This window comes from Celerinatantimonas sediminis, assembly GCF_046054195.1.
Taxonomy (GTDB): Bacteria; Pseudomonadota; Gammaproteobacteria; order Enterobacterales; family Celerinatantimonadaceae; genus Celerinatantimonas.
In genome coordinates this window covers 129,598-155,352 of record NZ_JBEQCS010000007.1, presented here as the reverse complement: position 1 = coordinate 155,352, position 25,755 = coordinate 129,598, and the positions used below count along the sequence as shown (strand labels likewise).

The 25,755-nt window shown below is 43.4% G+C and carries 21 protein-coding genes, 1 other RNA gene and 1 other annotated feature; of the genes, 12 read left to right on the top strand and 10 right to left on the bottom strand.

The genetic code is table 11. From position 1 onward, the window contains the following. Window positions 1-296: 296 nt before the first annotated feature. Complete coding sequence (locus tag ABTQ23_RS10450) at window positions 297-1,808, bottom strand: CYTH and CHAD domain-containing protein (protein ID WP_408615657.1); 1,512 nt, start codon at window positions 1,806-1,808, stop codon at window positions 297-299. A gap of 297 nt (window positions 1,809-2,105) precedes the next feature. Here ABTQ23_RS10450 and ABTQ23_RS10445 point away from each other — a divergent pair, with 297 nt between their 5' ends. The 4 genes from ABTQ23_RS10445 (at window position 2,106) to ABTQ23_RS10430 (ending at window position 6,637) form a co-directional block, all read left to right on the top strand. Further along, a complete protein-coding gene (locus ABTQ23_RS10445) occupies window positions 2,106-2,783 on the top strand; it encodes a TIGR00153 family protein (protein ID WP_408615656.1) in 678 nt (225 codons plus the stop codon). A gap of 24 nt (window positions 2,784-2,807) precedes the next feature. Then, entirely contained in the window at window positions 2,808-4,070 is a 1,263-nt protein-coding gene (locus ABTQ23_RS10440; RefSeq protein WP_408615655.1) for an inorganic phosphate transporter, read from the top strand. Between the two features lie 201 nt (window positions 4,071-4,271). Continuing rightward, a complete protein-coding gene (locus ABTQ23_RS10435) occupies window positions 4,272-4,886 on the top strand; it encodes a TIGR04211 family SH3 domain-containing protein (protein WP_408615654.1) in 615 nt (204 codons plus the stop codon). 305 nt (window positions 4,887-5,191) lie between these two features. Further along, a complete protein-coding gene (locus ABTQ23_RS10430; protein ID WP_408615653.1) occupies window positions 5,192-6,637 on the top strand; it encodes a sugar porter family MFS transporter in 1,446 nt (481 codons plus the stop codon). A gap of 17 nt (window positions 6,638-6,654) precedes the next feature. Here ABTQ23_RS10430 and ABTQ23_RS10425 read toward each other — a convergent pair whose 3' ends face one another. Beyond that, entirely contained in the window at window positions 6,655-7,215 is a 561-nt protein-coding gene (locus ABTQ23_RS10425; protein ID WP_408615652.1) for a general secretion pathway protein GspB, read from the bottom strand. Further along, window positions 7,212-8,780: an ExeA family protein gene (locus ABTQ23_RS10420; protein ID WP_408615651.1), complete on the bottom strand. Its 1,569-nt coding sequence runs from the start codon at window positions 8,778-8,780 to the stop codon at window positions 7,212-7,214. Before ABTQ23_RS10420 ends, ABTQ23_RS10425 begins: the two co-directional genes overlap by 4 nt. 315 nt (window positions 8,781-9,095) lie before the next feature. Here ABTQ23_RS10420 and ABTQ23_RS10415 point away from each other — a divergent pair, with 315 nt between their 5' ends. Continuing rightward, on the top strand, window positions 9,096-10,313 hold the full coding sequence (locus ABTQ23_RS10415) for a multifunctional CCA addition/repair protein (RefSeq protein ID WP_408615650.1): 1,218 nt from the start codon (window positions 9,096-9,098) through the stop codon (window positions 10,311-10,313). 48 nt (window positions 10,314-10,361) lie between these two features. On the opposite strand, the gene ABTQ23_RS10410 is transcribed toward ABTQ23_RS10415, so the two are convergent. The 3 genes from ABTQ23_RS10410 to ABTQ23_RS10400 are packed head-to-tail and all read right to left on the bottom strand — an operon-like array spanning window position 10,362 to window position 13,337. Then, on the bottom strand, window positions 10,362-11,540 hold the full coding sequence (locus tag ABTQ23_RS10410) for an FAD-dependent oxidoreductase (RefSeq protein ID WP_408615649.1): 1,179 nt from the start codon (window positions 11,538-11,540) through the stop codon (window positions 10,362-10,364). A 10-nt stretch (window positions 11,541-11,550) separates the two neighbouring features. After that, window positions 11,551-12,765: a 2-octaprenyl-6-methoxyphenyl hydroxylase gene (gene ubiH, locus ABTQ23_RS10405; protein WP_408615648.1), complete on the bottom strand. Its 1,215-nt coding sequence runs from the start codon at window positions 12,763-12,765 to the stop codon at window positions 11,551-11,553. 14 nt (window positions 12,766-12,779) lie between these two features. Continuing rightward, window positions 12,780-13,337, bottom strand: coding sequence for a UPF0149 family protein (locus ABTQ23_RS10400; RefSeq protein WP_408615705.1), 558 nt, complete (start codon window positions 13,335-13,337; stop codon window positions 12,780-12,782). Window positions 13,338-13,538: 201 nt separating this feature from the next. On the opposite strand from ABTQ23_RS10400, the gene zapA reads away from it, so the two are divergent. From zapA to serA, 6 genes are all read left to right on the top strand, one after another. Next, window positions 13,539-13,841 carry a cell division protein ZapA gene (gene zapA, locus ABTQ23_RS10395; RefSeq protein WP_408615647.1) on the top strand — a complete coding sequence of 101 codons (303 nt, stop codon included), beginning with the start codon at window positions 13,539-13,541 and terminating at the stop codon, window positions 13,839-13,841. A 6-nt stretch (window positions 13,842-13,847) separates the two neighbouring features. Then, window positions 13,848-14,028: non-coding RNA, 6S RNA (ssrS, locus tag ABTQ23_RS10390), on the top strand. A 182-nt stretch (window positions 14,029-14,210) separates the two neighbouring features. Continuing rightward, window positions 14,211-14,975, top strand: coding sequence for a DUF481 domain-containing protein (locus ABTQ23_RS10385; protein ID WP_408615646.1), 765 nt, complete (start codon window positions 14,211-14,213; stop codon window positions 14,973-14,975). A 31-nt stretch (window positions 14,976-15,006) separates the two neighbouring features. Further along, window positions 15,007-15,621, top strand: a complete 615-nt coding sequence (locus ABTQ23_RS10380; protein ID WP_408615645.1) for a 5-formyltetrahydrofolate cyclo-ligase — start codon at window positions 15,007-15,009, stop codon at window positions 15,619-15,621. 33 nt (window positions 15,622-15,654) lie between these two features. After that, window positions 15,655-16,308: a ribose-5-phosphate isomerase RpiA gene (gene rpiA, locus ABTQ23_RS10375; protein WP_408615644.1), complete on the top strand. Its 654-nt coding sequence runs from the start codon at window positions 15,655-15,657 to the stop codon at window positions 16,306-16,308. 229 nt (window positions 16,309-16,537) lie between these two features. Next, on the top strand, window positions 16,538-17,770 hold the full coding sequence (serA, locus tag ABTQ23_RS10370; RefSeq protein WP_408615643.1) for a phosphoglycerate dehydrogenase: 1,233 nt from the start codon (window positions 16,538-16,540) through the stop codon (window positions 17,768-17,770). After that, window positions 17,731-17,822: a sequence feature (Trp leader region), on the top strand. (Overlaps the previous gene by 40 nt.) Here serA and ABTQ23_RS10365 read toward each other — a convergent pair. The 4 genes from ABTQ23_RS10365 to tkt all read right to left on the bottom strand — a co-directional run bounded on the left by ABTQ23_RS10365 (window position 17,822) and on the right by tkt (window position 23,517). Then, the gene (locus ABTQ23_RS10365; protein ID WP_408615642.1) at window positions 17,822-18,490 is read right to left on the bottom strand and encodes an SIMPL domain-containing protein; all 669 of its coding nucleotides are present in this window, start codon (window positions 18,488-18,490) and stop codon (window positions 17,822-17,824) included. Its footprint overlaps the feature before it by 1 nt. Window positions 18,491-18,620: 130 nt before the next feature. After that, window positions 18,621-19,697 carry a class II fructose-bisphosphate aldolase gene (fbaA, locus tag ABTQ23_RS10360; protein WP_408615641.1) on the bottom strand — a complete coding sequence of 359 codons (1,077 nt, stop codon included), beginning with the start codon at window positions 19,695-19,697 and terminating at the stop codon, window positions 18,621-18,623. Between the two features lie 125 nt (window positions 19,698-19,822). Further along, on the bottom strand, window positions 19,823-20,986 hold the full coding sequence (locus tag ABTQ23_RS10355; RefSeq protein WP_408615640.1) for a phosphoglycerate kinase: 1,164 nt from the start codon (window positions 20,984-20,986) through the stop codon (window positions 19,823-19,825). A gap of 539 nt (window positions 20,987-21,525) precedes the next feature. Further along, on the bottom strand, window positions 21,526-23,517 hold the full coding sequence (tkt, locus tag ABTQ23_RS10350; protein WP_408615639.1) for a transketolase: 1,992 nt from the start codon (window positions 23,515-23,517) through the stop codon (window positions 21,526-21,528). A gap of 757 nt (window positions 23,518-24,274) precedes the next feature. Between tkt and clcA the strand changes: the two genes are divergently transcribed. Then, window positions 24,275-25,705, top strand: coding sequence for a H(+)/Cl(-) exchange transporter ClcA (gene clcA / locus ABTQ23_RS10345; RefSeq protein ID WP_408615638.1), 1,431 nt, complete (start codon window positions 24,275-24,277; stop codon window positions 25,703-25,705). The last annotated feature ends 50 nt before the right edge of the window (window positions 25,706-25,755 follow it).

Sequence of the window (25,755 nt, the reverse complement as noted above, 5' to 3'; positions counted from 1 at the left end):
TCATCTCGCAAAAGCTTAATCGATTCGTCCTAGTTATCACGATAAACTCACAATTGAACAAAAGTTATTTACACTGCTGCCTGGGACATCCTATGTCCTAGCCCCGGAAGATAAGCGCAATTGAGCTTAGCAGACAGGCGAATCTGATAGGTAAAAACAACTTTCGGGGAGCATAAAAGAATGAAACAATTAAATTATGCTTTGTTTACATAACTTACTGAGTTCTATTAAAAAAGACAAAGAAAAAGCAGCTTTTAGCTGCCTTTTATCGTGAACATGTGACAGAAATAACAAATTTATGACACGTTATTAAGCAACCAGTAATCAGCTTTGCTCAATGCTTGAGTGCGCGTAAACTCCATTGCATCAGTAATCGAGTCTTGCTTACGTTTGAGCCATTTATTCAGTTGCTTGGCCTCGTCTTTATTCTCAACGCTATCGTCAGCTAATTCAGCAATCGGCTCAAGTAGGCGTAAATCCTCAATACCGCCGAGTAAATCAAGCCATAACGAGCGGAATTCATCACGGCTTGTCGCCTCAAATAATGCTCCCAAACAATTGCCCAGCATTAAGTTACGCTTAAGTTGCCCGGCCAAGCGGGTATACTGGTTAAAATCCAAAGAAAGCTGTTCACCAAATTCAGAATCCCGCAATTTCTGCCAACACTCTTGCAAAGCCGTACTGGCAAACTCATTTAGACTCAGAGACTGCTTAGCTTGCATATCTTCTTTTTGATAAACCCACTGAATAAGCGCCAACATCAACTTGTTATAACGCTCGCTGGATAATAGCTGTAGAACTTCATCGGTATCTGGCAGTTCGCTAAGACGCTGCTCCAGCTGGCGGTAAATGGTCCGCTTATTGGTTAATTTGCGAATAAATTTACCCTGATCATCCATTAACCTTTGAATATGGCACGCTTCATCAAGCCACCCTAACTGGCGAATTAACCATAATAAGTCGTCATGCCATGGACAGCTAAATTCAACCACATCTTGATACATTGAAACGACTTGATGAATTAATTGGGCGGCTTGTTTAAGCTCACTTAAAGCGCGATAAGAAAGAGAATCAATATAAACTTGCTGGTGGCGTTGCCAATGCGAGAGTGCATAATCAACGCTCTTATGCAGCGCGTGAGGCAAAGAATCATCGTTTTCTAACGGCACAAATCCGAGTCGAATGGGCTGCTCACTAGGCAATCCATCGGCCAGAGCATAACCGCGTTTTGCTTTACTGGTGGAACCTAGAATCAGCGCTCCTAAAGAACTTAATTTTTCACCTAGGAAGAATAGCTGACCAACGTCACCTTTAACCAGTTCTAGTTCTAATTCACAAATTGGCTCTTCACGACCATCAACTTCTAACTTCCCCGAATCCAGCGCGACTTCAACGAGGGTCTCATTTTGAAGATCCACAAGCCAAGTCGTTCTTTTAAAATCGGTAACAAAGATAGGAAGTAAGGCGTTTTCAAGCTCACTTAAATCAACCTCTTCTGGCCAAGGAAGATTTTCAAAGCGACTCAATTGTGGACGAGAACCATCTACAACTTGGTTATATTCAGGGCGATCATGTAATCCGCCAACGACCCTTCCTGCTGTTTTTACCGTCTGAACGTTTTGTTCATCGCCACTACGAATGCGCAGCCCCATACGCCAGCGCCGCAATTGGCGTTGTTTAGTATCAAAATAGACACTGCGTAAATGCCGGACCTCATTCTGTAAAATCGAAAAATCGGCCAAAATCGGCTCAATTTGCGCCACTGAATCATCACGGAGATAGAACTTTAGTTCAATTTCACTATTCATAGTTCAACAGGTGTTGCCAAGAGTAATAATATTGCAATTTATGCAGGATATCATACTCGTTGGGTAATCGCGTCATATCAACAAAATACAGTCGTTATTTTTAGTGATTTCACTACCCAAATACCTATATTAACCTCATGATCTAAATATATATTTACCCTTAAAACAAACCTTGAAAAATGGCGTTTTATTGAGCGATTTGCTATTATAAAGAATCAAAGAAAGTGCAGAATTTACTTGCATGAACTCTTATATCAGTTAAGATTCGCGGCGCAATAGTCAGACAGAATAAACGCTATGCCCAATACATTACTTGGTTTATTTGCCAAATCGCCAATTAAACCCTTAGAAGAGCATATCAGCAAAGTTCATGAATGTGCTGAAAGCTTAGTTCCGTTTTTTGAAGCTGTTTTCGCAGATGACTGGGATGCAGCTGGAAAATACCGTGAGCAGATCAACCATCTTGAAAAAGAGGCTGATAGTTTGAAACGGAATATTCGTATGAATCTTCCGGGCGGTATTTTTATGCCAGTCGAACGCTCTGATTTGCTTGAATTGCTAACACATCAAGACCGTATTGCAAATAAAGCAAAAGATATCAGTGGTCGCGTGGTTGGCAGACAACTCTATGTGCCAAAAGAGTTACATGATCTCTTTTTGCCCTACCTTAAACGCTCTCTTGATGCCACTGCTAAAGCTCAAGAAACCATTCACGAATTAGAAGACCTTTTGGAAACAGGCTTTCGCGGACGTGAAGTTGACTTGGTTACCAAAATGGTGACTGAGCTTGATCAAATCGAAGATGACACCGATACCATGCAAATTCGTCTTCGACTGAAACTTCGTCAATTGGAAGCACAACTTAATCCGGTCGATGTCATGTTTTTGTACAACATGATTGAAAAAGTCGGCGAGCTGGCAGATCAAGCGCTTCGCGTTGGTGCCCGTATGGAATTAATGATTTTCCGAGCTTAAGTCTTATATTCAGGTTGTTCAATTATGGAAATAATTGCGAATTACGGCACCATTTTGGTGGCGATTGCCGCTGTGTTTGGCTTTGTTATGGCCTGGGGCATTGGTGCAAATGATGTAGCAAATGCCATGGGTACATCCGTCGGCTCTGGTGTTTTAACGATTAAGCGTGCGGTACTCATTGCGATGATCTTTGAGTTCTCTGGTGCGTATTTAGCCGGTGGCGAAGTCACCAATACTGTTCGTCAAGGGATTATTAATCCTGCATTATTTGCCAAAGATCCACATATTATGGTTTTTGGCATGATCGCGGCTCTTTTAGCGGCTGGCACTTGGTTGTTAATCGCGTCATATAAAGGCTGGCCAGTATCAACAACGCATTCAATCGTCGGAGCCATTATTGGTTTTGCTTGTGTCACAGCAGGTCCACAAACTGTTGAATGGTCAAAGTTATCTGGCATTATCGGCAGTTGGATCATCACGCCTATCATCGCTGGTGTGATAGCCTACCTGTTGTTTACCAGCGCCCAGTTACTTATCTTCAAACATGAAAACCCAATTCTAGCAGCCAAGCGCTATGTGCCGGGTTACATGTTTTTAGCCGGTTTTGTTTTATCCCTCGTGACCATCAAAAAGGGGCTGTCGCATGTCGGCTTGAACGTAGGTGACATACAAGGTTATCTATTAGCTATTGCGATTGGTTTAGTTATCGCGCTAGCAGGGCGATTGCTCATTAATCGCTTGCACATTGATCCGCACGCTGACCAACAGATGCACTATACCAATGTTGAAAAAATCTTTGGTATTTTGATGATTATGACAGCCTGTTCAATGGCCTTTGCGCATGGTTCTAACGATGTAGCCAATGCTATTGGTCCTCTAGCGGCTGTTGTCAGTATCATCGCCCATGGCGGTGTGATTGGGACGCAAGCACAAATCGCTTGGTGGATCCTGCCCCTAGGTGGTTTAGGCATTGTGGCGGGTCTTGCAATTCTAGGACACCACGTGATTGCAACGGTTGGTAAAGGCATTACTCATCTTACGCCTAGTCGTGGTTTTGCCGCTGAGCTTTCCGCTGCGACAACCGTGGTCATTGCATCTGGCACTGGTTTGCCGATTTCAACTACTCAAACATTGGTGGGTGCAATTCTTGGCGTTGGAATGGCCCGAGGCATTGGGGCATTAAATTTAGGAATTGTGCGAAAAATTGTAGTCTCTTGGGTGATCACCCTTCCTGCAGGGGCTGTTTTTGCTATCGTTTTCTACTATATTCTTAGAGCCTGTTTTTAATTAAACAGATATTTGATTCAGGTGCTCTAGCGTTGCATTAATTTGTCAAATCGCACCTGAATCACTAAAGCTCTTTGCCGATCAGATGAAATTGATGTGAGATAATTATCTAACACATCAATGGTGGTTGAGCGACATTCGCGAAAGACTTACACTAAGTGTCTTTCTTCCCTTTGATTCGCAACGAAAACGAGATAGCTTGTGAGATACAAACTACTGCTTTCAGTCTTGGCTGCAGGACTTAGCTTCAGCACGTTAGCCGCGCAGCGCTATGTAACCAATGATTTATTCATTTACATGCATTCTGGCCCAGGAAACAATTATCGAATTGTCGGCACAGTGAATGCTGGCGAGAAGGTCAATGAAATCGAATATGACCAAGATAGCCAATTTGCCCACGTTAAAGTCGCTAATTCAGACAAAGATGGTTGGATAGAAGCAGATAAGCTGACCAATACGCCTAGTTTACAAACACAACTTAGTGCAGCGACCGATCAACTTAAATCGACTCAACAAAAACTCAGTGATTTGCAAAAATCATCCGAACAAAGCTCTGATGATAAAAGCAAACTGATTACCCAGCTACAACAGCAGTTGAAAACTGAGCAGCAACGAACCACCGACATGAATACGCATCTGAGTAAACTTGTTAGTGAAAATAAAAAACTAACGGTTAAATTAGGAAATATTCAGCAAGACGTACAGATGCAGTGGTTAATTAAAGGCGGAATTGTCGCAGGTGGCGGATTAATTATTGGTTTAATTATTCCTTATCTACCTCGCCGACGTAAACGCAACAGTGATCGCTGGATGTAAATTTTTTGGAGTTGGTCAAGGCCAACTCCTATTATTTTTATTGCTATATAAATAGACTAATTCGCTACCTGTTAACACATCATCTCTTATTTTAACCTGCTGACAATATATAACTCATTCATTTACATCATAAAAATCCAATATTATTGAGAATGTTATTAGCAATATGTACAAAATTGCTACAGGAATAGACAGGATTGCCACCCCCCAAATAGTGTGAATCGGCTCAATCTACTGATTTCTAAAGCCCCATAAGATGTCGCCATGCAACGAGCACATCTTACCTTCGTAAGGGGTTTTTAATTATGTCATCAGCCAAACAAAGTTTAGTGACCATCGCAGCAGCCTTTGCCGGCTTGTTGTTCGGTCTGGATATTGGGATTATCTCAGGTGCTTTACCATTCATCACTCAGGACTGGCACATTACTATCCACCAGCAAGAATGGGTGGTCAGTACCATGATGTTAGGTGCAACGCTTGGGTCAATTGCAAACAGTTGGTTATCATCACGCTTGGGTCGTAAACTCAGCCTGTTGTGGGGTGGTGTCCTGTTTGCCATTGGTACAGTGGGTTGTTCCGTGTCAGTAAATATCGACATGATGTTGGCCTTTCGCGTCGTTCAAGGCTTTTCTATCGGGATTGCATCTTACGCGGCCCCTCTGTATTTATCAGAAATGTCCGATAAAGCAGTACGTGGTAAAAAAATTGCCATGTATCAGGTCATGGTTAATATCGGGATTGTGGTAGCGTTTTTGTCGGATACTTTCTTTAGTTTATTCGGCAATTGGCGCGCGATGTTTGCTGTACTGGTTATTCCTGCTGCCATCTTAATTTTTGCAGTCTGGTTCATGCCAAAAAGTCCTCGCTGGCTGGCCGCAAAAGGACGCAGTACCGAAGCGAAAGAAATTTTATTGTCACTGCGTCAAACTGACCGTGAAGCGAATCAAGAATACCAAGATATTATCGCCAGCTTAAAAGTAAAAGAAGCAGGCTTTGACCTGTTCCGCGGTAATAAAAACTTCCGTCGTAGTGTCGCACTTGGTGTTGCACTGCAGTTTATGCAACAGTTCACCGGGATGAATATTCTGATGTACTACGCGCCAACCATTTTCAAAATGGCCGGTTTTGAAAGCCACATGGAACAGATGATTAGTACCGTATTTGTTGGTCTGGCATTTGTGATTGTAACGACGCTGGTCTCTCGTGTAACAGATACTTGGGGACGCAAACCTGCTCTTAAAATTGGGTTCTTCATTATGGGTGCGGGCATGTTCTGTTTAGGCGGTCTGCTTGAGCTGATTAAACATGGTCATACAGCCCCATTATTTGGTTATTTAGCAGTTATCATGGCTATTATCTGCATCATCGGTTATGCCATGAGTGCCGCTCCAATGGTTTGGATCTTATGTTCTGAAATTCAACCTCTGAAAGGTCGTGACTTCGGGATTGCTTGTTCAACAACAATGAACTGGATCTCAAACATGGTGTTAGGTGCAACCTTCCTAAGCTTAATTAATGGTATTGGTACAGGGAATACCTTCTGGTTATACGCTGCACTAAACATCATCTTTATCGTTGTCACGATTATGTTTGTTCCTGAAACCAAAGGAATTGAACTGGAACGCATCGAAGCAAACTTGATGGCTGGGAAAAAATTGCGTGACTTAGGTGTTACTGACGATAGCGCAATGCCAGTTACAGCAGAAGCAGAAACAGCACCAATCAATGAGACCGCTCACCATAGCGTTTAGCTCAACGTATTAAACCATTAAGGTTTGTAATCTTCTAAAGCCGGTTGCTCAAGCAGCTGGCTTTTTATTTTGAAGATAGTTTTGCCATATAAGATTTTCATCACTGTCATCCCCAAAAAATCATCGCCCTGATGCAACGTTCGACCATTTAATTGGATATAACTTAAGCTCGGATCGGATGAAAAAACATGAGCATTATAAACAAACGCCGGAATATGGAGTTTAGCGCCAACCCGACTTAACACCGCAATCGGTTGATTAAATACAGGATCCTCTAGAGAGGCTGGCGGTTTAACATCAGTGTTGTCTGAGTGATCAGCAGATAAAACTGCCTGAGTATCGCTTGATTGTTTGGCCAACTGCTGCTCTCTTAGAGCAATAAGGTCAACCGATTTGGTTTGAACCTCTGCAATGGGATGCAACGCAGGAAAATCAATTTTCTGCCCAATTGGCGTAACTTCTTTTGGTTTAAGTAAATGACTCTTCCCCCAAAAGCCTCCATAACCGGTGATGAATACGCCAGTAATGATTAGAGCACCATAGCCCAACCAGAACCGAGAGGATGTTGATGATTTCATTTTCTGGCCTCCAGATTCGGTTGTTCTGAGTGCAACAGATGACTTAACACCAATCTCGTTTGAATGGTTGCCACACCATCAGCTTTCAGTCCATGTTCATGCTGAAACTGCTGCACTTGTTGTTTTAGTTTTTTATCGTATTTAGAAGAGCTTGGAATTTTTTGGCCATAAAAAAGAGCCAATTGCCGAGCTAAAGCAAGAACCCTTGGCCCAGAGTCCCCTGCTTTTAGCACTACATCAGCATCATCGATAAAAGGCTGCCAAATCAGTTGGTACTCACCTTGCCAATGAGATTGAAGCCATTTTTTAGAGACACTCAACGAATGTTTTCCCATGTATAACTCTAGAGAATGAGCGGATACTGAGCGCAGCAGTGCATAAGCACTTTGACCTTGATAATTAAGCGTTAACAGCGCTGGGTAATTCCATTTAATAAGCTGCGATAACGAGGCCTTACCCGTAAAGCACGCCAAATTTATGGCCGATAACAGCTCGCAGCGCGCTTGAGATAACGGTACGTGATATCCCCACAGGCTAATCAGTTGAGCCATCGGCGTATTTTTCTCTAAAGACTGAGTAATTAAATCTTGCCACTGCTGCTGATGGCTCTGTTGGGTGTGATTAAAATCTAACTGCGCTTGATGACTCACAGCTCTTGGCGTTAATTCCCAAGAAAGCCCAAATGAACCGAGCAATAGCGCGATAAAAATAATTCCTAAAATAGCTTTTCTATGACTGTGCTCTGAACTTTTATCAGTACCGAGCAATTCAAGTTCATTGGCACTTTGCTTTAAAATCGCAGCTGAAACTTGCTTTTCACCCGCCATATAAGTTCCAAGTAACGCCCGGTCACATAACAGGTTAATCAGACGCGGGATACCGCCACTATATTGATAGACTTTTTGAACAATAGAAGATGAAAAAAGTGGCTTGTCACAACCGGCAACCTTTAATCGATACGCGATGTAGTCAGCGGTTTCCTTGGCGTTAAACGCCAGTAACTGGTAGCGAGCGGTAATGCGTTGTGATAATTGCCGAAGAGCCTTTTGGCGTAGCATTACCTGCAATTCTGGTTGCCCCACCAGCACAATGCGCAGCAGTTTTTGAGTATCTGTTTCAAGATTAGTTAAAAGCCGTAAAAGCTCCAATGCTTCCATGCTTAGCTGTTGGGCCTCATCAATCAACAACATAGCGCTACAACCACGCTCATACAGCGACTGCAAAAATGTAACGAGGCTATCGGTTAGCGCCTTTAACCCAGCTTTTTTAGGATAAGGGGCACCAAAACCATCACAAACGGCTGAGAGTAATTCGCAACCATTGAGCTGCGGATTTAACAATGTTGCGACCGCTATTTTATCATCCAATTCTCGAAGGAGCGTTCGTGCCAAAGTGGTTTTACCAGTACCAACTTCGCCGGTTAATAAAACAAAACCGCCGGTATCACTTAAACCATATTTCAGATGAGCAAGCGCCTCTTGATGGCGAGGGCTGATAAACAAAAAATCAGGGTTCGGGGCTATCGAAAACGGGACATCCCGCATATTGAAATAGCTCTGGTACAAATTTACACTCCTCACCCTATGGGCTATTGATCTTTTGTGATTATTTTTGCGCCAATCCAAGGCGAGTTTAGGCAGATAAACGTTTTATCGTGTAGTTATTACGCTGAATAAATCAGCCTCAGATGCTGCCCTTCGGGTTTATTTAAACGCATCCTGAACTTTGTTGCACCTTGTTTGTTTAACTCAAAGCGACAGCGGATGAGCAGCGTTCAAAATGCGTTTAATTTGAACAAAATTCAACCACTAAAGATCAACAGTCCCTAGGCTTTATAAAGTCTGTATAATAGCTTTGTGAACACGAAGTGGGAGATGTTTGTGCAAATTTATCTAGTCGGTGGTGCCGTACGCGACATGTTACTCGGCTTGCCTGTTAATGATAGCGATTATGTGGTGGTTGGCGCGTCCGCTGAGCAAATGCTAGAAAAAGGCTACCAACAAGTGGGAAAGTCCTTTCCCGTGTTTTTACACCCCAAAACAAGTGATGAATATGCACTTGCTCGCACGGAGCGAAAACAAGGCAAAGGATACACTGGCTTTGTTTGTGACTTTGGCCCAGAAATTCCACTGGAAACAGACCTTAAACGCCGTGATTTGACCATCAATGCAATCGCTCAAGACGCATCTGGCAACATCATTGACCCATATAATGGCCGCCAAGATCTTGAAAAACGGCTGCTTCGTCATGTATCGCCAGCATTTGCCGAGGATCCACTTCGAGTGTTGCGAGTTGCTCGGTTCGCAGCCCGATTTGCTCATTTAGGTTTTTCCATCGCAGATGAAACCATGCTGCTGATGAGTGAGATGGCAAGCTCTGGTGAGCTTGAAAGCCTAACGGCTGAGCGGATTTATAAGGAAATGGAAAAAGCGCTGACCAGCCAATCGCCTCAGGTGTTTTTTGAAACCCTTCGCCAATGCGGCGCACTGTCTATTATCTTCCCAGAGCTTGACGCCCTTTTTGGTATTCCAGCCCCCGCGCATTGGCATCCAGAAATAGATACGGGCATTCATTCGCTGATGGTCCTTGAACAAGCAGCGCTGATAAGCACCGACATTGAAGTTCGATTTGCTGCTTTATGCCATGATTTTGGCAAGGCTTTAACACCACAAAATGAATGGCCAAGTCATCATGGCCACGATGAACGTGGCATCATTCCGGTTAAAGCTCTTTGTAATCGCCTCAAAGTGCCTAATCCAGTTCAGGATTTAGCAAGGCTTGCATGTCGCTGGCACATCCAATGTCATAAACAAGCAGAGCTCAGTGATGAGCAACTTCTAAACTTGCTGGACCAGTGTGATGTATGGCGAAAACCGCAGCGATTTGAGCAGTTGTTAGATGTTTGTCAAAGCGACATTCGAGGTCGTACGGGGCATGAGCAGGATGATTACCCACAAAAAGCAATTCTGCTCAATTATCTTCACCACTTGCAGCAGATTCCAGTCAGTGAAATCGTGAAAGCGGGTTATAAAGGAGCTCAAATTAAAGAGCAACTCACCTTGCAGCGGTTGGGCAAGTTATCTGAACTGCGCGGCTGATACTAAATTTTGTACCAACAGCATCTATCGCTGTTGGTACAACGTCACTTATCCCAAGTCTAACGCTTTGGCTAACCAACGCTGTTTAATCATCGGCAGTTGATCGGTTAAGCGCATCCCTATCCCACGCAGTAATTTTTTTCCAGGAGCATCGCCACTAAAGAGCTGTTTAAAAAATTCCATAGCTGCGATCATTACCATGGCTTGAGCTTTACGTTCCCGCTCCCACGGACGCAGTAATTTGTACTCGCCCAGATCACAGCCTTGCTCGCTCAGTTGACATAACGTCAAAGCCAGAGATTTAGCATCGGCCAATCCTAAATTCACGCCTTGGCCCGCTAATGGATGAATCGTGTGGGCAGCATCACCGATGAGTGCAAAACGATCTCCGGCGAACTGTCTGGCATAGCGCATACGAAGTGGGAAACTCTCAAGCTCTGATACCCTCTGGCATTGCCCCAATTGGGAGTCAAACGCAACCGCCAGTTCATGATTAAAACGAGCCTCGTCAAATGATTGCAACTGCTCGGCGCGGGTTTTATCCACCGACCAAACAATCGAGCACAAGTGTGGGTCACTCAGCGGTAAAAACGCAAGTGGCCCCTGGGGCGTAAAGATTTGTCTGGCACATCCTTTATGAGCAAGCTCGGTACGAATCGTTGCCACCAGCGCATGATGCTGATAATCCCAAAATGTTAATGGCACATTCACTTGTTCGCGCAACCAAGAGTGAGCGCCTTCTGCGCCAATCACCAACTGCGCAGTTAACATTCCAGCTTGCTCAAACTGTAACCACGCCTCTCGTGCGCCTTGCTCAAACTGAGTACATTTTTCATTGATGACTGTCACATTGGCCTGTTGACGGACCAACTGCCAAAGGGAGTCACGAATCACTTCGTTTTCAATGATATGGCCTAATGCGGGTAAAATTGCTTGCTGACAATCAAAATCGATTTTAGCGAAACTGTCTTTTTCCCAAACTTGCATCCGTTGGTAGCTTTGCAAACGCTGCTTTTCAATTAGTGACCAAGCATCAAGTTGATTGAGGAATTTTTCACTCGCCGGACTAATAGCGCTCACCCGAAGGGCAAAATCTCTCGAAGTTGCTAAAGGCTTGGGTAACTGAGGCTCCACAATTGCAATATTTAATGCACTTTTTGCAAGGCCACGGGCTAATGCCAGCCCCACCATGCCTGCGCCTAAAATCACAACATCAAACGTTTGCATTCATTTTCCTTTAAACGGTCTGAGCGAAATCACACTCGCTATTTTTAATCTCAAGCATACCCAATGTCTGGCGAACCAATGGCGCTTTGAGCTCTGGGCATTTAGCCAAAGCCACTAACGCTATATTACGAGCGACAACAGACAATTTATCTTTACTAGAGAAGCCAATTGCCAGAGCGCTCGTTAACCCAACAGTGGTTGTAATATCTTCTTTGCGCAACTGTCGATAGCGGTTTAACAGTGTAAATGCACCCGGGTCTTCAGCATCTTTTAGTAACTGTGCAAGCATTGCGGCATCACGAATGCCTAAATTAAAGCCCTGACCTGCAATCGGATGTAAACTGTGTGCAGCATTTCCAATAATAACGCTGCGATGGCTAAATAACGCACTGCGAGTCGTTAAAATCAGTGGATAAACGTCACGCTTACCAACAATTTCGAACCGCCCGACCCGATAACCAAACATAGTTTGTAAGCGTGCTAAAAACTGCGCATCATCGCACTGACTCAATTGACTAGCTTGGCTGTGACTGACGCACCAAACCAGTGACCAACGGTTATCGAGCATTGGCAGCAGCGCCACTGGGCCAAATTCAGTGAAACGCTCAAATGCTCTGGCTTGATGTGGCAGGTTGCATTGCACATTAGCAATAATCGCGCTCTGGCCAAAGTCGAGAGTCTTAGCATCAAGCTTCATCTGCGCGGCGACATCCGAAGCGCCGCCATCAGCACCGACCACTAGCTTAGCCTCAAGAGCGCGACCATCAGTTAAAATGACTCGTTGGTGCGTTTGAGACGAGCTGATTAGCCCAACCTTTGCCGGACAAAATAACGTGATATTGTCACGCTGTTGCAAACGCTGATGCAGCACTCGTCCGGCATGGGCTAACTCAATTACGGCGCCAAGCTGTTCGATACCGTATTCATCTCGCTCAATCGATACCTGACCTAAGTGGCCCCGATCGCAAACATGAATTTTCTCGATAGGCTGCGCGTAACTTGCAAGCTCAGGCCAAATGCCCGCCTGTTTATAGATATCAATACTTCCAGCAGAAAGCGCAATGGCTCTGGCATCAAATCCAGGATGATGGCCATAATCAAGAGAATTGGCTTCGACTAAGGCGATTTTAACAGGCTTTTCGCTAAATTCACTTAACAATAAAGCCAATGAAGCGCCAGCCATGCCAGCACCGCAAATTAAAATATCAAAATGTTCAGATTGCATGGTCACAAACGTATTTAATGTAGAGTTTTGCTCGCAGGGTTAGACGGGCGCAGCGCATAATGATTAAAACAAGCCATGGCTCCAACTCGTACATATTCGAGTACTTCAAAAAATGCCTGTTCGTTGACTTCATCTTCGCTATCAAACTCTAAAGAAAGCTGCGCAATCTGATTAAAGTCATTGATGAGTTCTTGGATATCATCCGGTGCTTTACTTAATTCCTGACACACCAGAGCGAATCCGACTAAAAAGTTCTGCACCCATTGAGCAAGTGCTTCACTGCGCTCATCAAGAGGATCATTGTCTGATGGCACCCAAGGATAAAAAGCGAACTGGTTATCTCGATAAAGCTGTTCACTGGTGGCTACCAATTTCTCTATTTTGCGTTGTAAAGCTGCTGGAAGTGCATAACCATCGTTAAATAGGTCATTGAGATGGACGTGCCAGCTTTGATCATCAACGGGTAAGCCACCGGCGAGCAATCCAGAGAGTAAACCATGTACTTCAGCAGGGGTTGCCATGACATGTTTAGCCAAAAGTTCGCCAAACTCGGCATAATCCGGGTAAGTCATCTCTTTCACGATATTAGCCTATATACCTTAATTGAGCTGTGATCCTATCACTGCTAGCGATTTTTCACTATGTTGAAGCGAATAAAAGTGTAAGATATTGCTTATATAGCAGGCAAATAAAGACTGAAAAAAGCATCACAGCTTGCAAGCTAGACAATCGCACTATATAGTCTCGGCAACATAGATAGGCAGGCCATCACGATGAGTAAAGCAGTAGATATCGTCCTTTTAGGAAAAACATATCGCGTTGCTTGTCCTGAAGGACAAGAACAAGCACTGCATGAAGCAGCCGCTGAGCTAGCCGCTCGACTAGCTGAAGCACACGCCAAAATGCCCAGCAACAATGAGCAGTTAGCGATGATGGTTGCGCTAAATCTCAGTTCTGAACTTCTGTCAGAAAAACAAAAAAATATCGAGTATGCTGAAAATATGGATGAGAGAATTCGTTCTCTGCAGAACACCATAGAACAGGCATTATTGGAAAATAGTTCGATAAATCGTTAAACTCTTTAATACCTGGGGTGAGCGTCAGTCAGTTGCTCCTCTGCCGATACTACAGTATAAGGGGTATATTTTATTACTATTGAGCATGCTCAGCGCGAACTGAGAAGCCTACGGTAACTAAATTTATAGCCCGCCTTGAACTTTTCGGTTCAAGGGAAAAACTTGACAGCGCCACCCTGGGTTCTCTTCTCTCACACGCACAGATATTTCTCACAAGAATAGCCAAAAGCATCAGATAAATCTCACCCGTCTTGTTGATGATAACTGATGAGCATTGCTATGCTTTCCGTTATAGTAACTATTGATTAACAAGTCGCTTGTTTACCCAGTGCGGTCATTAATGCTCTATTACGCTCTGGTGAATAAAATATGAATTATCGATGCTGGAGGTTGATTCTGAAAAAGATAACAGTTGGCGCGCTGCTGGCGCTATTGTGTTCAACCCAAGTTGGTGCATTTGAAATTAACGATTCTGATTTGCAAAAAAAAGGCTATGCTGGCGAAGCCGAAGCAGGGGTTAACCTCACAACAGGCAACAGTCATACATCTAGCGGTCATGGTCGTTTGGTCATGGACTTTTTCTATGGTAAGTGGCGGCACAACACCGATTTTGAAGCAAACTATGCCAAAGATACTGGTGAAGTGAGTGCCGAACGCTACTACGCCAGTTACAAAGTTAATCGAGATTGGAGCAAAAACCGCTACACTTATGGCCTTGTCACCTATGAAAATGACCGCTTTAATGGGCTCGATAATACAATTACAACCTCATTAGGTTATGGGTACCGAGCATTTCATAGCGATACTCAAACCATGGATCTCGAAGTAGGTCCTGGTTGGCGTCATAATGAATCATCAGATTATCGCGATGAAGGTATTTTCCATGTCGGAATGGATTACACTTGGAATATCACCTCGAATGCATCATTTCATCAAACGCTCTCAAGTGACATAGGTCAATACAATACGATGAGCCGCAGTGAAACCTCTCTAACCAGCAGCATTTGGGGGCCACTGGCGCTGAAAACCAGTGTGACATTAACTCATCAAACGAACCCTTCATCAGATGATGACGATGATGTCCCAGAACATTTAGATACAGTCACGGCCGTCACATTGTTGTACAATTTTTAAATGAATTAATCGTGTTTGAATATGTTTGAATATGGCCATAGATGAGACCCAAAGTAATGAACAGCTCAGACAACAGATCCGCCGTGACATTCGCTCACGGCGTCAATCATTAAGTATTGAGCAGCAGCAAAAAGCCGCGCAGAGTGTTTGTCAGCGATTATTAGCGCATCCGCAAGTTACTAGCGCTCAACACATTGCGCTTTATTTAAGTTTCGATGGCGAGCTTTGCACTAAGCCGCTCATCGATGCGCTCTGGCAGAAAGCAAAGCAGCTTTATCTACCTATCTTGCATCCTTTTTGTTCAGGCCATCTGCTCTTTCAGCACTATCAGCGTGACACTAAGCTTATCTCCAACCGCTTTCGTATCCTTGAGCCAAAACTTAGCTGTTTACAGGTTCTTCCTCCTCAGCAACTAGATGTCTTAATCATGCCTTTGGTTGCTTTTGATAAACAGGGAAATCGTCTAGGGATGGGCGGCGGCTTTTACGACAGAACGTTAAGCACGCTATCAGATAAGGTGACGCGTATCGGAATCGCCCACGATAGCCAACTGTATCCAAGCTTACCCATTCAAACCTGGGATCAACCGCTCGATTGTATTGTCACGCCATCTCGACTCTGGGAATGGCCACGCAAAAGGGTATAATCGGTTAATAAATATCAGATTGAGATAGTCTTTATGACCCAGGATGAATTAAAACAAGCGGTTGGCCAGGCGGCCGTCAAATATGTCAAACCAGGAACTATTATTGGTGTTGGCACAGGTTCTACGGTGAACTGTTTTATCGATGCACTCAAACCAATTGCAAGTCAAATTGATGGTGCTGTTTCAAGTTCGGTTCAATCTGCTGAACGCCTGCGCAAGCTCGGGATTGAAGTATTAGATCTCAACAGCGTCGATCAGCTTGATATCTATATAGATGGTGCTGATGAAATCACCCCACACAACGCGATGATTAAAGGCGGTGGCGCGGCTCTAACACGCGAAAAGATTGTCTCAGCTGTGGCAAAAACGTTTATCTGCATTGTCGATCAGAGCAAACAGGTTGATGTTCTGGGTAAATTTCCGCTGCCAGTTGAGGTCATTCCAATGGCTCGCAGCTATGTAGCTCGCCAGTTGGTTAAGCTCGGTGGAATGCCAGAATATCGCCAAGGGGTTGTCACAGATAACGGCAATATCATTTTAGATGTGCACAATTTTGAAATCCTTGACCCAATTGCCATGGAAAAAGCCATCAATAATATTCCAGGTGTTGTCACCAATGGTATTTTTGCACTGCGAGGCGCTGACCAAGTCATCATCGGTACCGAAAACGGTATTATTGAACGTTAAAAGAGAGCGCAGACATATCAATAGCTTTTTTTATTCGGATAATGCAGCTTAATTTGGTGTAAACATCTAGCAATAAATTTGAGCATAAATTATTCAAATTGTATTTACGCTGCACACCAGATAAATCACTAAACACCCCCAATTCCGGGAAAATGATACATTTCCCCGGGATCACTTTTCTGCTAGTTTATAACTCTGTTATGCAGCACACTCGGAGTAGATCGAAACCATGTCAAAATTTTCACTCGATAAAGATAAAATAAAAATTCTCCTGCTCGAAGGATTACACCCAAGCTCCATTGAAAGTTTTCATAGTGCGGGTTATACCAATATTGAACAATTAAAAACTTCCTTGAGCAAAGAAGATCTCATTGAAAAAATTAAAGATGTTCACTTTATCGGGATCCGATCGCGGACAAATCTGACCAAAGAAGTCTTAAGTCATGCGGAAAAATTAGTCGCAATCGGTTGTTTTTGTATTGGTACCAACCAGGTCGATTTAAATGCAGCCAGAGATTTAGGGATCCCGGTATTTAATGCACCGTTCTCAAATACCCGTAGTGTTGCCGAGCTGGTCATCGCTGAAACCATTTTACTGTTACGTGGCATTCCAGCACGTAATGCCAAAGCTCATCGAGGCGAATGGCAAAAATCAGCTAATAATGCATTTGAAGCTCGCGGGAAAACACTGGGGATCATCGGTTATGGCCATATCGGAACCCAGTTGGGGATTTTAGCTGAAACCGTTGGTATGGAAGTTATTTACTACGATATTGAGCCTCAATTATCTTTGGGCAACGCTCGCCAAGTAAATACCATGCAAGAGCTGTTAAGCCGAGCAGATGTTGTCAGCTTACACGTGCCAGAAACACCTCAGACGAAAATGATGTTTGGCGCAGAACAAATTTCGCAGATGAAAGATGGCGCGATGCTGATTAACGCATCACGCGGCAGTGTCGTTGATCTTGACGCTCTGGCAAAAGCTTTGGCAACCGACAAAGTTGCAGGAGCAGCTATCGATGTTTATCCAAGCGAGCCAAAATCAAATACTGAAGAGTTTGTATCACCACTTCGTGAATTTGATAACGTGTTACTCACGCCACACATCGGTGGTAGCACTCAAGAAGCTCAGGAAAATATCGGTACTGAAGTTGCCTCAAAACTGGTTAAATACTCAGATAATGGCTCAACATTGTCTGCGGTGAACTTCCCTGAAGTTTCTCTGCCAGCAAATACTGATGGTGCAAGTCGTCTGTTGCATATCCACCATAACCAACCTGGTGTCATTACTAAAATTAACCAGATTTTTGCCGATGATGAGTTCAACATCGCCGCTCAATATCTGCAGACAGTGGGTGGAATTGGTTATGTCGTTATTGATGTTCAGACCACTCATAGCCATGAAGCACTAGAAAAACTCAAAGCAATCGATGGCACAATTCGCGCTCGCGTATTGTACTAATTCAACGCTTTTACATGGCAATTTGAAAGCCTGCTTATGCAGGCTTTTTTATTAGTCGAGAGTAAAATGAACCAGCACTGAGTCATCAATACTCAGACTTTGGCTCTGATAACTGTTAGAGCTTAGCTTTGCTTGTTTAAGCAGATGAATCGGCAAGCTCGGAGAGCGGTTGTCATAATCAATTGCATCAACCGATACCACTTTTTTACCAAGTGCTTTAGCAAATTGCTGGGCAATGAGTTGTGCATTTTTAAGTGCATCAAGACGGACGTCTTCAGTCAATTTTGCGCGTTTAGAACTATCGTAGCGAATTTGCGTCACACTATCAGCATCTGTTAGTCCCCAAGAAAGAACATCACTTAATTTAGTAAGGTTGGTAATTTTTACTTGGACTGGACGCCTTGCTTGGTAACCATCTAATTGCCGCTTTTTTTCAGAATCGAGTGAGTAAACAGGTGTGACTTGTATCTGAGCACTACTAAAATGAAGCCAAGGTTTAGTCGAAAATTTTTGCTCAAGAGCACTCACGCTCTGGTCGGCTTGCTGTTTAGCAATCGAGGCGCTCTTTGCTGTTTTAGAAACGCTAAACATAATTGTGGCCATATCAGGCATCACTTTGAGCGAAGCGCGACCTGTGAGCGTTAATGTTGTCGCAAAGACTTGACCACTTAGCACTAATGCAGCAATTACTGTGAAAAGCCATGCTTTGGGGATAGCCATACAAACCTCTTAAACAAAGACGGTATAATTGAGCTTAACGAGTCATGAATAAGTTGCAACTTAACCAACAGTAAAAACAAAAAAACCGGTCAAATGACCGGTTTTTACATGCTAAAGAATTAGCGAATGACTACAGTACGTCGATTGCATTAAGCGCATTAAATGCTTCTTCTAGACGTTTAACCATTGATTCTTCACCTTTGCGTAACCAAACGCGTGGATCATAGAATTTTTTGTTTGGTTGGTCATCGCCTTTCGGGTTACCAATCTGGCTTTGCAGATAACCTTCGTTAGCTTTGTAATATTCTAGTACGCCATGCCAGTTTGCCCACTGAGTATCAGTATCGATGTTCATTTTAATAACACCGTAGCTGATAGCTTCGCGGATTTCTTCTAATGAAGAACCTGAACCACCATGGAAAACAAAATCCAATGATTTTTCTGGCAAGTTAAATTTTTCAGAAACATATTTCTGAGAATCACGCAGAATCGTTGGTTTTAAGACAACGTTACCTGGTTTGTAGACACCATGAACGTTACCAAATGAAGCTGCGATAGTGAAACGAGGGCTGATGGCATGCAGTTTTTCATATGCATAAGCAACATCTTCTGGCTGAGTATACAAAGATGATGCATCCATATGGCTGTTATCTACGCCATCTTCTTCACCACCTGTACAACCCAATTCAATTTCCAGAGTCATGTCCATTTTAGCCATACGAGCTAAATATTTAGAACTGATTTCGATGTTATCTTGAAGAGACTCTTCAGAAAGATCCAGCATATGTGAGCTGAACAGTGGTTTGCCAGTTTCAGCGAAATGTTTTTCACCCGCATCTAACAGACCATCGATCCAAGGAAGTAATTTTTTAGCTGCATGGTCAGTATGCAGGATAACTGGAACCCCATAATGTTCAGCCAAATTGTGAACATGTTTAGCACCAGAAATAGCACCCAAAATTTGTGGCTGCTGACCTTCTAGTTTAATGCCTTTACCTGCTAAAAATGCCGCACCACCGTTAGAGAACTGGATGATTACAGGCGATTTAACTTTCGCAGCAGCTTCTAATACTGCATTGATTGTATCGGTGTTAACGCAGTTAACAGCAGGCAGAGCGAAGTTGTTTTCTTTCGCAATCTTGAATACTTTCTGGACGTCATCACCAGTTAAAACACCTGGTTTGACCGCATCAAAAATTTTAGACATAGTAAGGGTTCCCATCTTGTCTCTTTTAAAATATAGATAACAATTCTAACAAATTATCTAACAACTGTGACCAGCTGTTAGATAATTAACCAGAGGAACAGCTAAAGCGCTGTTCCTTCTAGATATTATTTTTTAGCGCGTTCTTCTAACATTGCAACAGCAGGTAATGTTTTACCTTCAACAAATTCAAGGAATGCACCGCCGCCAGTTGAAATATAAGATACTTTATCTTTGATACCGAATTTATCGATAGCTGCCAGCGTGTCACCACCACCAGCGATAGAGAATGCATCGCTTTGAGCAATCGCATCGGCGATGACTTTGGTGCCTTCAGCAAACTGGTCAAATTCAAATACGCCAACAGGGCCATTCCACAGAATAGTTTTAGCATTTTTAAGAATGTCAGCCAGCTGAGCAGATGAATCAGGACCCAAGTCAAAGATCATGTCATCATCAGCAACTTCAGCAACTGATTTAGTAGTTGCTGGAGTTTTTTCATCAAATTCTTTACCAACAACAACATCGGTTGCAACTGGAATAGAACATTCTTTCATCAGTTCTTTCGCTGTATCGACTAAGTCTGCTTCATACAGAGATTTACCAACATTACCGCCATTAGCAGCAATAAAGGTGTTGGCAATACCACCACCAACAACGAGTTGGTCAGCAACCTGAGACAGTGATTTCAGTACAGTCAGTTTAGTTGAAACTTTTGAACCACCAACAATCGCAACCATTGGGCGTGCTGGATGATCCATTGCTTTACCAAGCGCTTCAAGTTCACCTGCTAACAAAGGACCCGCACAAGCAGTTTCAGCAAACAGACCAACACCGTGAGTTGATGCCTGAGCACGGTGCGCAGTACCAAATGCATCCATGACGTAAACATCACACAAAGCTGCCATTTTTTTAGCTAATGCTTCGTCGTTTTTCTTTTCACCTTTGTTAAAGCGAACGTTTTCCAAAACAACAACTTCACCGCCTTTTAATTCGATGCCATCTAAATAGTCTTTGGCTAAACGAACAGGAACATCCAAAGCATCATTAAGATAATCAACGACTGGCTGCAAAGAGAATTCAGGATTGTATTCACCTTCAGTAGGACGGCCTAAGTGAGAAGTAATCATCAATTTAGCGCCTTTTTCCAGAGCTAATTTGATGGTAGGGATAGATGCAAGAATACGTGCATCAGAAGTTACTTTACCGTTTTTTACTGGAACGTTTAGATCTTCGCGAATTAAGACTCGTTTACCGCTGAGATCAAGATCAGCCATTTTGATAATTGCCATTATCAGTCCTCTTCATATATTAAAAGGTAAACTTTATTAGCCGGACCTTGCCGACTAATTCGATTCGATGCCATCAAGGCTACCGCCATACTCATACCATGGAACAGTATTGGAGTCATTGGCTTTGGCCATTATATTGTGAAATCAATGCTACCTATAATCTACCTTGAATGCATGCCAACATGACTTGATTTACATCAGAAACTGTAAATTTTTTACATTCAGATGCAGATTATTTTATCAACTTTGTCATTAAATCTTCTGGCAAAAGATCGACAATTAAAGTGATTTAAACTCGTTTATCGGTGTTTACTGACGATGAATGCGATAATAGATCGTCTAGTTATCACGCTCAATAGCTTTGATAACCAAAAACTCTATATTGCACTCATTTCTTTCAATCCGATCATTTGTAGTAATACTACCACATTTATAGTCGTAGCTGAGGCCCTTTTGTGGCTATTTTTACAAACCATCAGTATTTTTCAGATATAAAAAAACCCGCTTAGATAAGCGGGCTTTATCTTTGATAAATAACTCTACAGAGCCAAAGCTTTCGCTACGACATTTTCAACTGTAAAGCCAAATTCTTTAAACAGTTCACCAGCTGGAGCTGACTCACCGAAAGTATGCATCCCAACGATAGCACCATCAAAGCCTGTGTATTTTGCCCAGAAATCAGCAATACCGGCTTCAATTGCAACGCGTTTACGAACGTCACTTGGTAAGACAGCTTCGCGATAAGCTTCGTCTTGAGCATCAAACAGTTCAGTACAAGGCATTGAAACAACGCGAACCGCTTTACCTTTAGCTGCAAGCTCTTGTGCGGCTGCAACTGCCAGTTCAATTTCAGAACCAGTTGCAATCAGAATCAGCTCAGGAGTTCCATCGCAATCTTTAAGGATATAACCACCACGAGCGACATCTTTAAGTTGCTGTGCATCACGACTTTGTGGCGCAAGCCCCTGACGCGAGAAGATCAACGCACTTGGACCATCTTGGCGTTCAACCGCACTACGCCAAGCAATCGCTGATTCAACTGTATCGCAAGGACGCCAAGTCTGCATGTTTGGAGTCAGACGTAAAATAGAGGTCTGCTCAACCGCTTGGTGAGTTGGGCCATCTTCACCCAAACCAATAGAATCATGGGTATAAACGAAAATTGTTTTCGCTTTCATCAATGACGCCATACGAACAGCATTACGAGCATATTCCATAAACATTAAGAAGGTCGCGCCGTATGGTACTAATCCACCATGTACGGCAATACCGTTCATGATGGCTGACATACCAAACTCACGAACCCCATAATGCAAATAGTTGCCACATGCATCGTCATGGGTAATCGCTTTGGAGTCATTCCAAATAGTTAAGTTCGATGGTGCTAAATCAGCAGAACCACCTAACAGTTCAGGAAGTTTTGGCCCAAAGGTATTTAAGACAATCTGGGAAGACTTACGAGTAGCAACTTTTTCTTGAGTTTTCTGTAGCTCTGCAATTTTCTCATCAGCAAATGCAGTCCAATCTTCTGGAAGTTTGCCTTGCATACGACGAGTAAATTCGCTCGCTAATTCGGGATATTTAGCTTGATATTCACTAAACAGTTTGTCCCATTGCTGTTCAAACTGTGTGCCTTTATCTTTGGCATCCCATTGTGAATAAATATCTTCTGGAATTTCAAAAGGAGGATATTCCCAACCCAGCTGTTTGCGGGTTAAAGCAACTTCATCATCGCCTAATGCAGCACCGTGGCTGTCATGAGAACCAGCTTTGTTTGGCGAACCAAAACCAATCACTGTTTTAAGGCAAAGCAATGTTGGTTTGCTTTGTTCTGCGCGAGCCTGAGCAATGGCATTACTGATTGCTTCGCTATCGTGGCCATCAACACCAGAGATAACGTGCCAGCCATATGCTTCAAAGCGTTTAGCGGTATCGTCGGTAAACCAACCTTCAACATCCCCATCAATTGAGATGCCGTTATCATCATAAAATGCAATCAGTTTACCCAGACCTAAAGTCCCGGCCAAAGAGCAGCTCTCGTGAGAGATCCCTTCCATCATACAACCATCGCCTAAGAAGCAATATGTATAATGGTCAACGATATCAAATCCTTCACGGTTAAAGTGAGCAGCTAAGGTTTTTTCAGCAATTGCCATACCGACAGCATTACTGATGCCCTGCCCTAACGGACCGGTGGTTGTTTCAACGCCAGCGGTGTAACCATATTCTGGGTGACCTGGAGTTTTAGAATGCAACTGGCGGAAGTTTTTCAACTCTTCAATAGGCAAGTCATAACCAGTTAAGTGCAGCAATGAGTACAGCAGCATTGATGCATGACCATTGGATAAAACAAACCGGTCACGATCGGCCCATTTAGGGTTGCGTGGATTATGTTTTAGATAATCACGCCAGAGAACTTCGGCAATATCAGCCATACCCATAGGTGCGCCTGGATGACCAGATTTAGCTTTTTGCACGGCGTCCATACTCAACGCCCGAATAGCATTAGCAAGCTGTCGACGGGAAGACATTGGTTTCTCCTGATGAATGAATTGATTATAAATAGTAATACTCATGTTCGCCCATTGTCACAAACTCCCACGGACGACTCAACGTTTATATCAACAAAATGATCTGTTTATAACAAATTAGAAAGATTGACGAATAATCACAGCGATATAGCTTTTTAATCCATTAGATTTAGCATCAAATTGGTGTTCAATACCATAGATTTAGATAATGCTTGGCTATCTTATTAGAAACATTTCAGCGCTATTATCCATTTATACTGTTCTTCTATCCTTGAAACACCACTTTATATTACATCGATTTAACATAAAAAAAACACCTTCTCATGATGGAATATGCTTGTTTCCTGACCAGGTTATTTGTATGCTTAATAAGTATGATTGACATCACATTTTTATCGCGAATGAATTGTTAATTCTCACTTCATGAGCAGTTTTTCAGTCAGATTATTCCTATGCTTATTTAAGCGCCCAAAATACGCCAGCCTGTAGCCTGAGAGTGACTCAATTACTCCCGAATGACCAGGCAACGTCTTGGTACTGCTCAATAAATAGATGAGGGGATGCGTTTCTATACTCCCTTGGGAGCCGACAATCCGTTTGTAAACGCAACAGTTTACAAGCCTAGCCTACTCGACAGAGCACAGAAAGAAACGATTTTGTTGATGTTTGTCATAGCAAAAAAACCTGACGACCATAAGCTTAACGCCGTCAAATTTTTATGATCCATCTCACAATTTAACTGTTAGGTTCAGGCCAAATGCCCAAATCTCCAAATTTTCGTTTTTTTCAGGGAGGGCTCCTCAAACATAGAGCGACCCCCAAAATATTTACAACCCAAGCTGACTACGTTGTCCTACTCGGTTTGTCCGCTATCGTCGGCGCGATTGCCGGCCTTATTGTGTCAACGTTTGAATATGCAATCGGTTTTCTTGCGAACTATCGTATGCACTTCTTTGATAGCTGGGGACTCCCTCATTTTGTCATCGCCATACTGATTATTGTCGCCGGAGCAATTTTCGCAGCCATTGGTTTCTGGATGACGGGCAAACTTGCTCCGGAGTCATCCGGTAGTGGGATTCCACATATTGAAGGCGCATTAGATGGGCTGCATGACATTCGTTGGTGGCGAGTTCTACCGGTTAAATTTATTGCCGGGGCTCTGACGTTAAGCTCAGGCATGGTCCTTGGGCGTGAAGGACCATCAGTGCAAATTGGTGGTGCCGTTGGGCGTATGTGCGCAGGCAGTGCTAAGCGCTATCAACATGCAACCCACGTATTAACAGCATCGGGGGCAGCTGCTGGTTTAGCCGCGGCATTTAACGCGCCTCTGGCTGGCATCCTATTTATTATTGAAGAGATGCGCCCGCAATTTCGCTACAACATCACCTCGTTTAAATGTGTGACTTTAGCAACGCTCATGTCGACCATTGTCTTGCGTTATTTTCATGGGCAAAGTGCGATTATGGAAATTCCTAGCTATAAAGTTCCACCACTGGGTTCGCTGTGGCTGTTCTTATTATTGGGGATTATCTTCGGGATTATCGGCATTAACTTTAACAACTGGGTTCTGCAGTTTACCGCGATGTTCAAACGCTACCATCGCAATAACATGCTGCGGATGACCATCACCGGGGCCATTTTCGGGGCCATATTTGCCTTCTTACAGTTGTATTATCCTTCGATGGCAATGGGCGGTATCGCTCATATTACCGAGTTTGTAAAACATCCAATGCCTTGGGTGATTCTGGTCATGTTCTTTGTCTTGCGCATGGTTGCCACACTGGGATGTTTCTCATCTGGTGCTCCTGGTGGGGTGTTCGCCCCCATGCTAACACTGGGAACTTTGCTAGGATTAGCTTATGGGGCGATTGCTGCGCATTTCTTCCCAGGCTTAGTTAGTGAACCGGGAGTGTATGCTGTTGCCGGAATGGGTGCACTATTTGCCGCAACAGTTCGCGCACCTGTAACAGGAATTGTACTGGTGGTTGAAATGACGGATAACTACCAGTTAATTTTGCCTCTTTTGATGACCTGTCTTGGCGCAACCTTTATTGCTCAGGTACTTGGCGGAAGTCCACTGTATTCAGCACTGCTTAAACAGTCGCTGCTGAATAAAGAAAATCGCCAGCCTGCGGCCAAAGATATGGTTAAACAAAATGCATCGACTAGTTCAGACAACAATGCATAATACACAAAAGACTGGATAATTTTGCTGAATAATTTAGAATAGACGTCCAG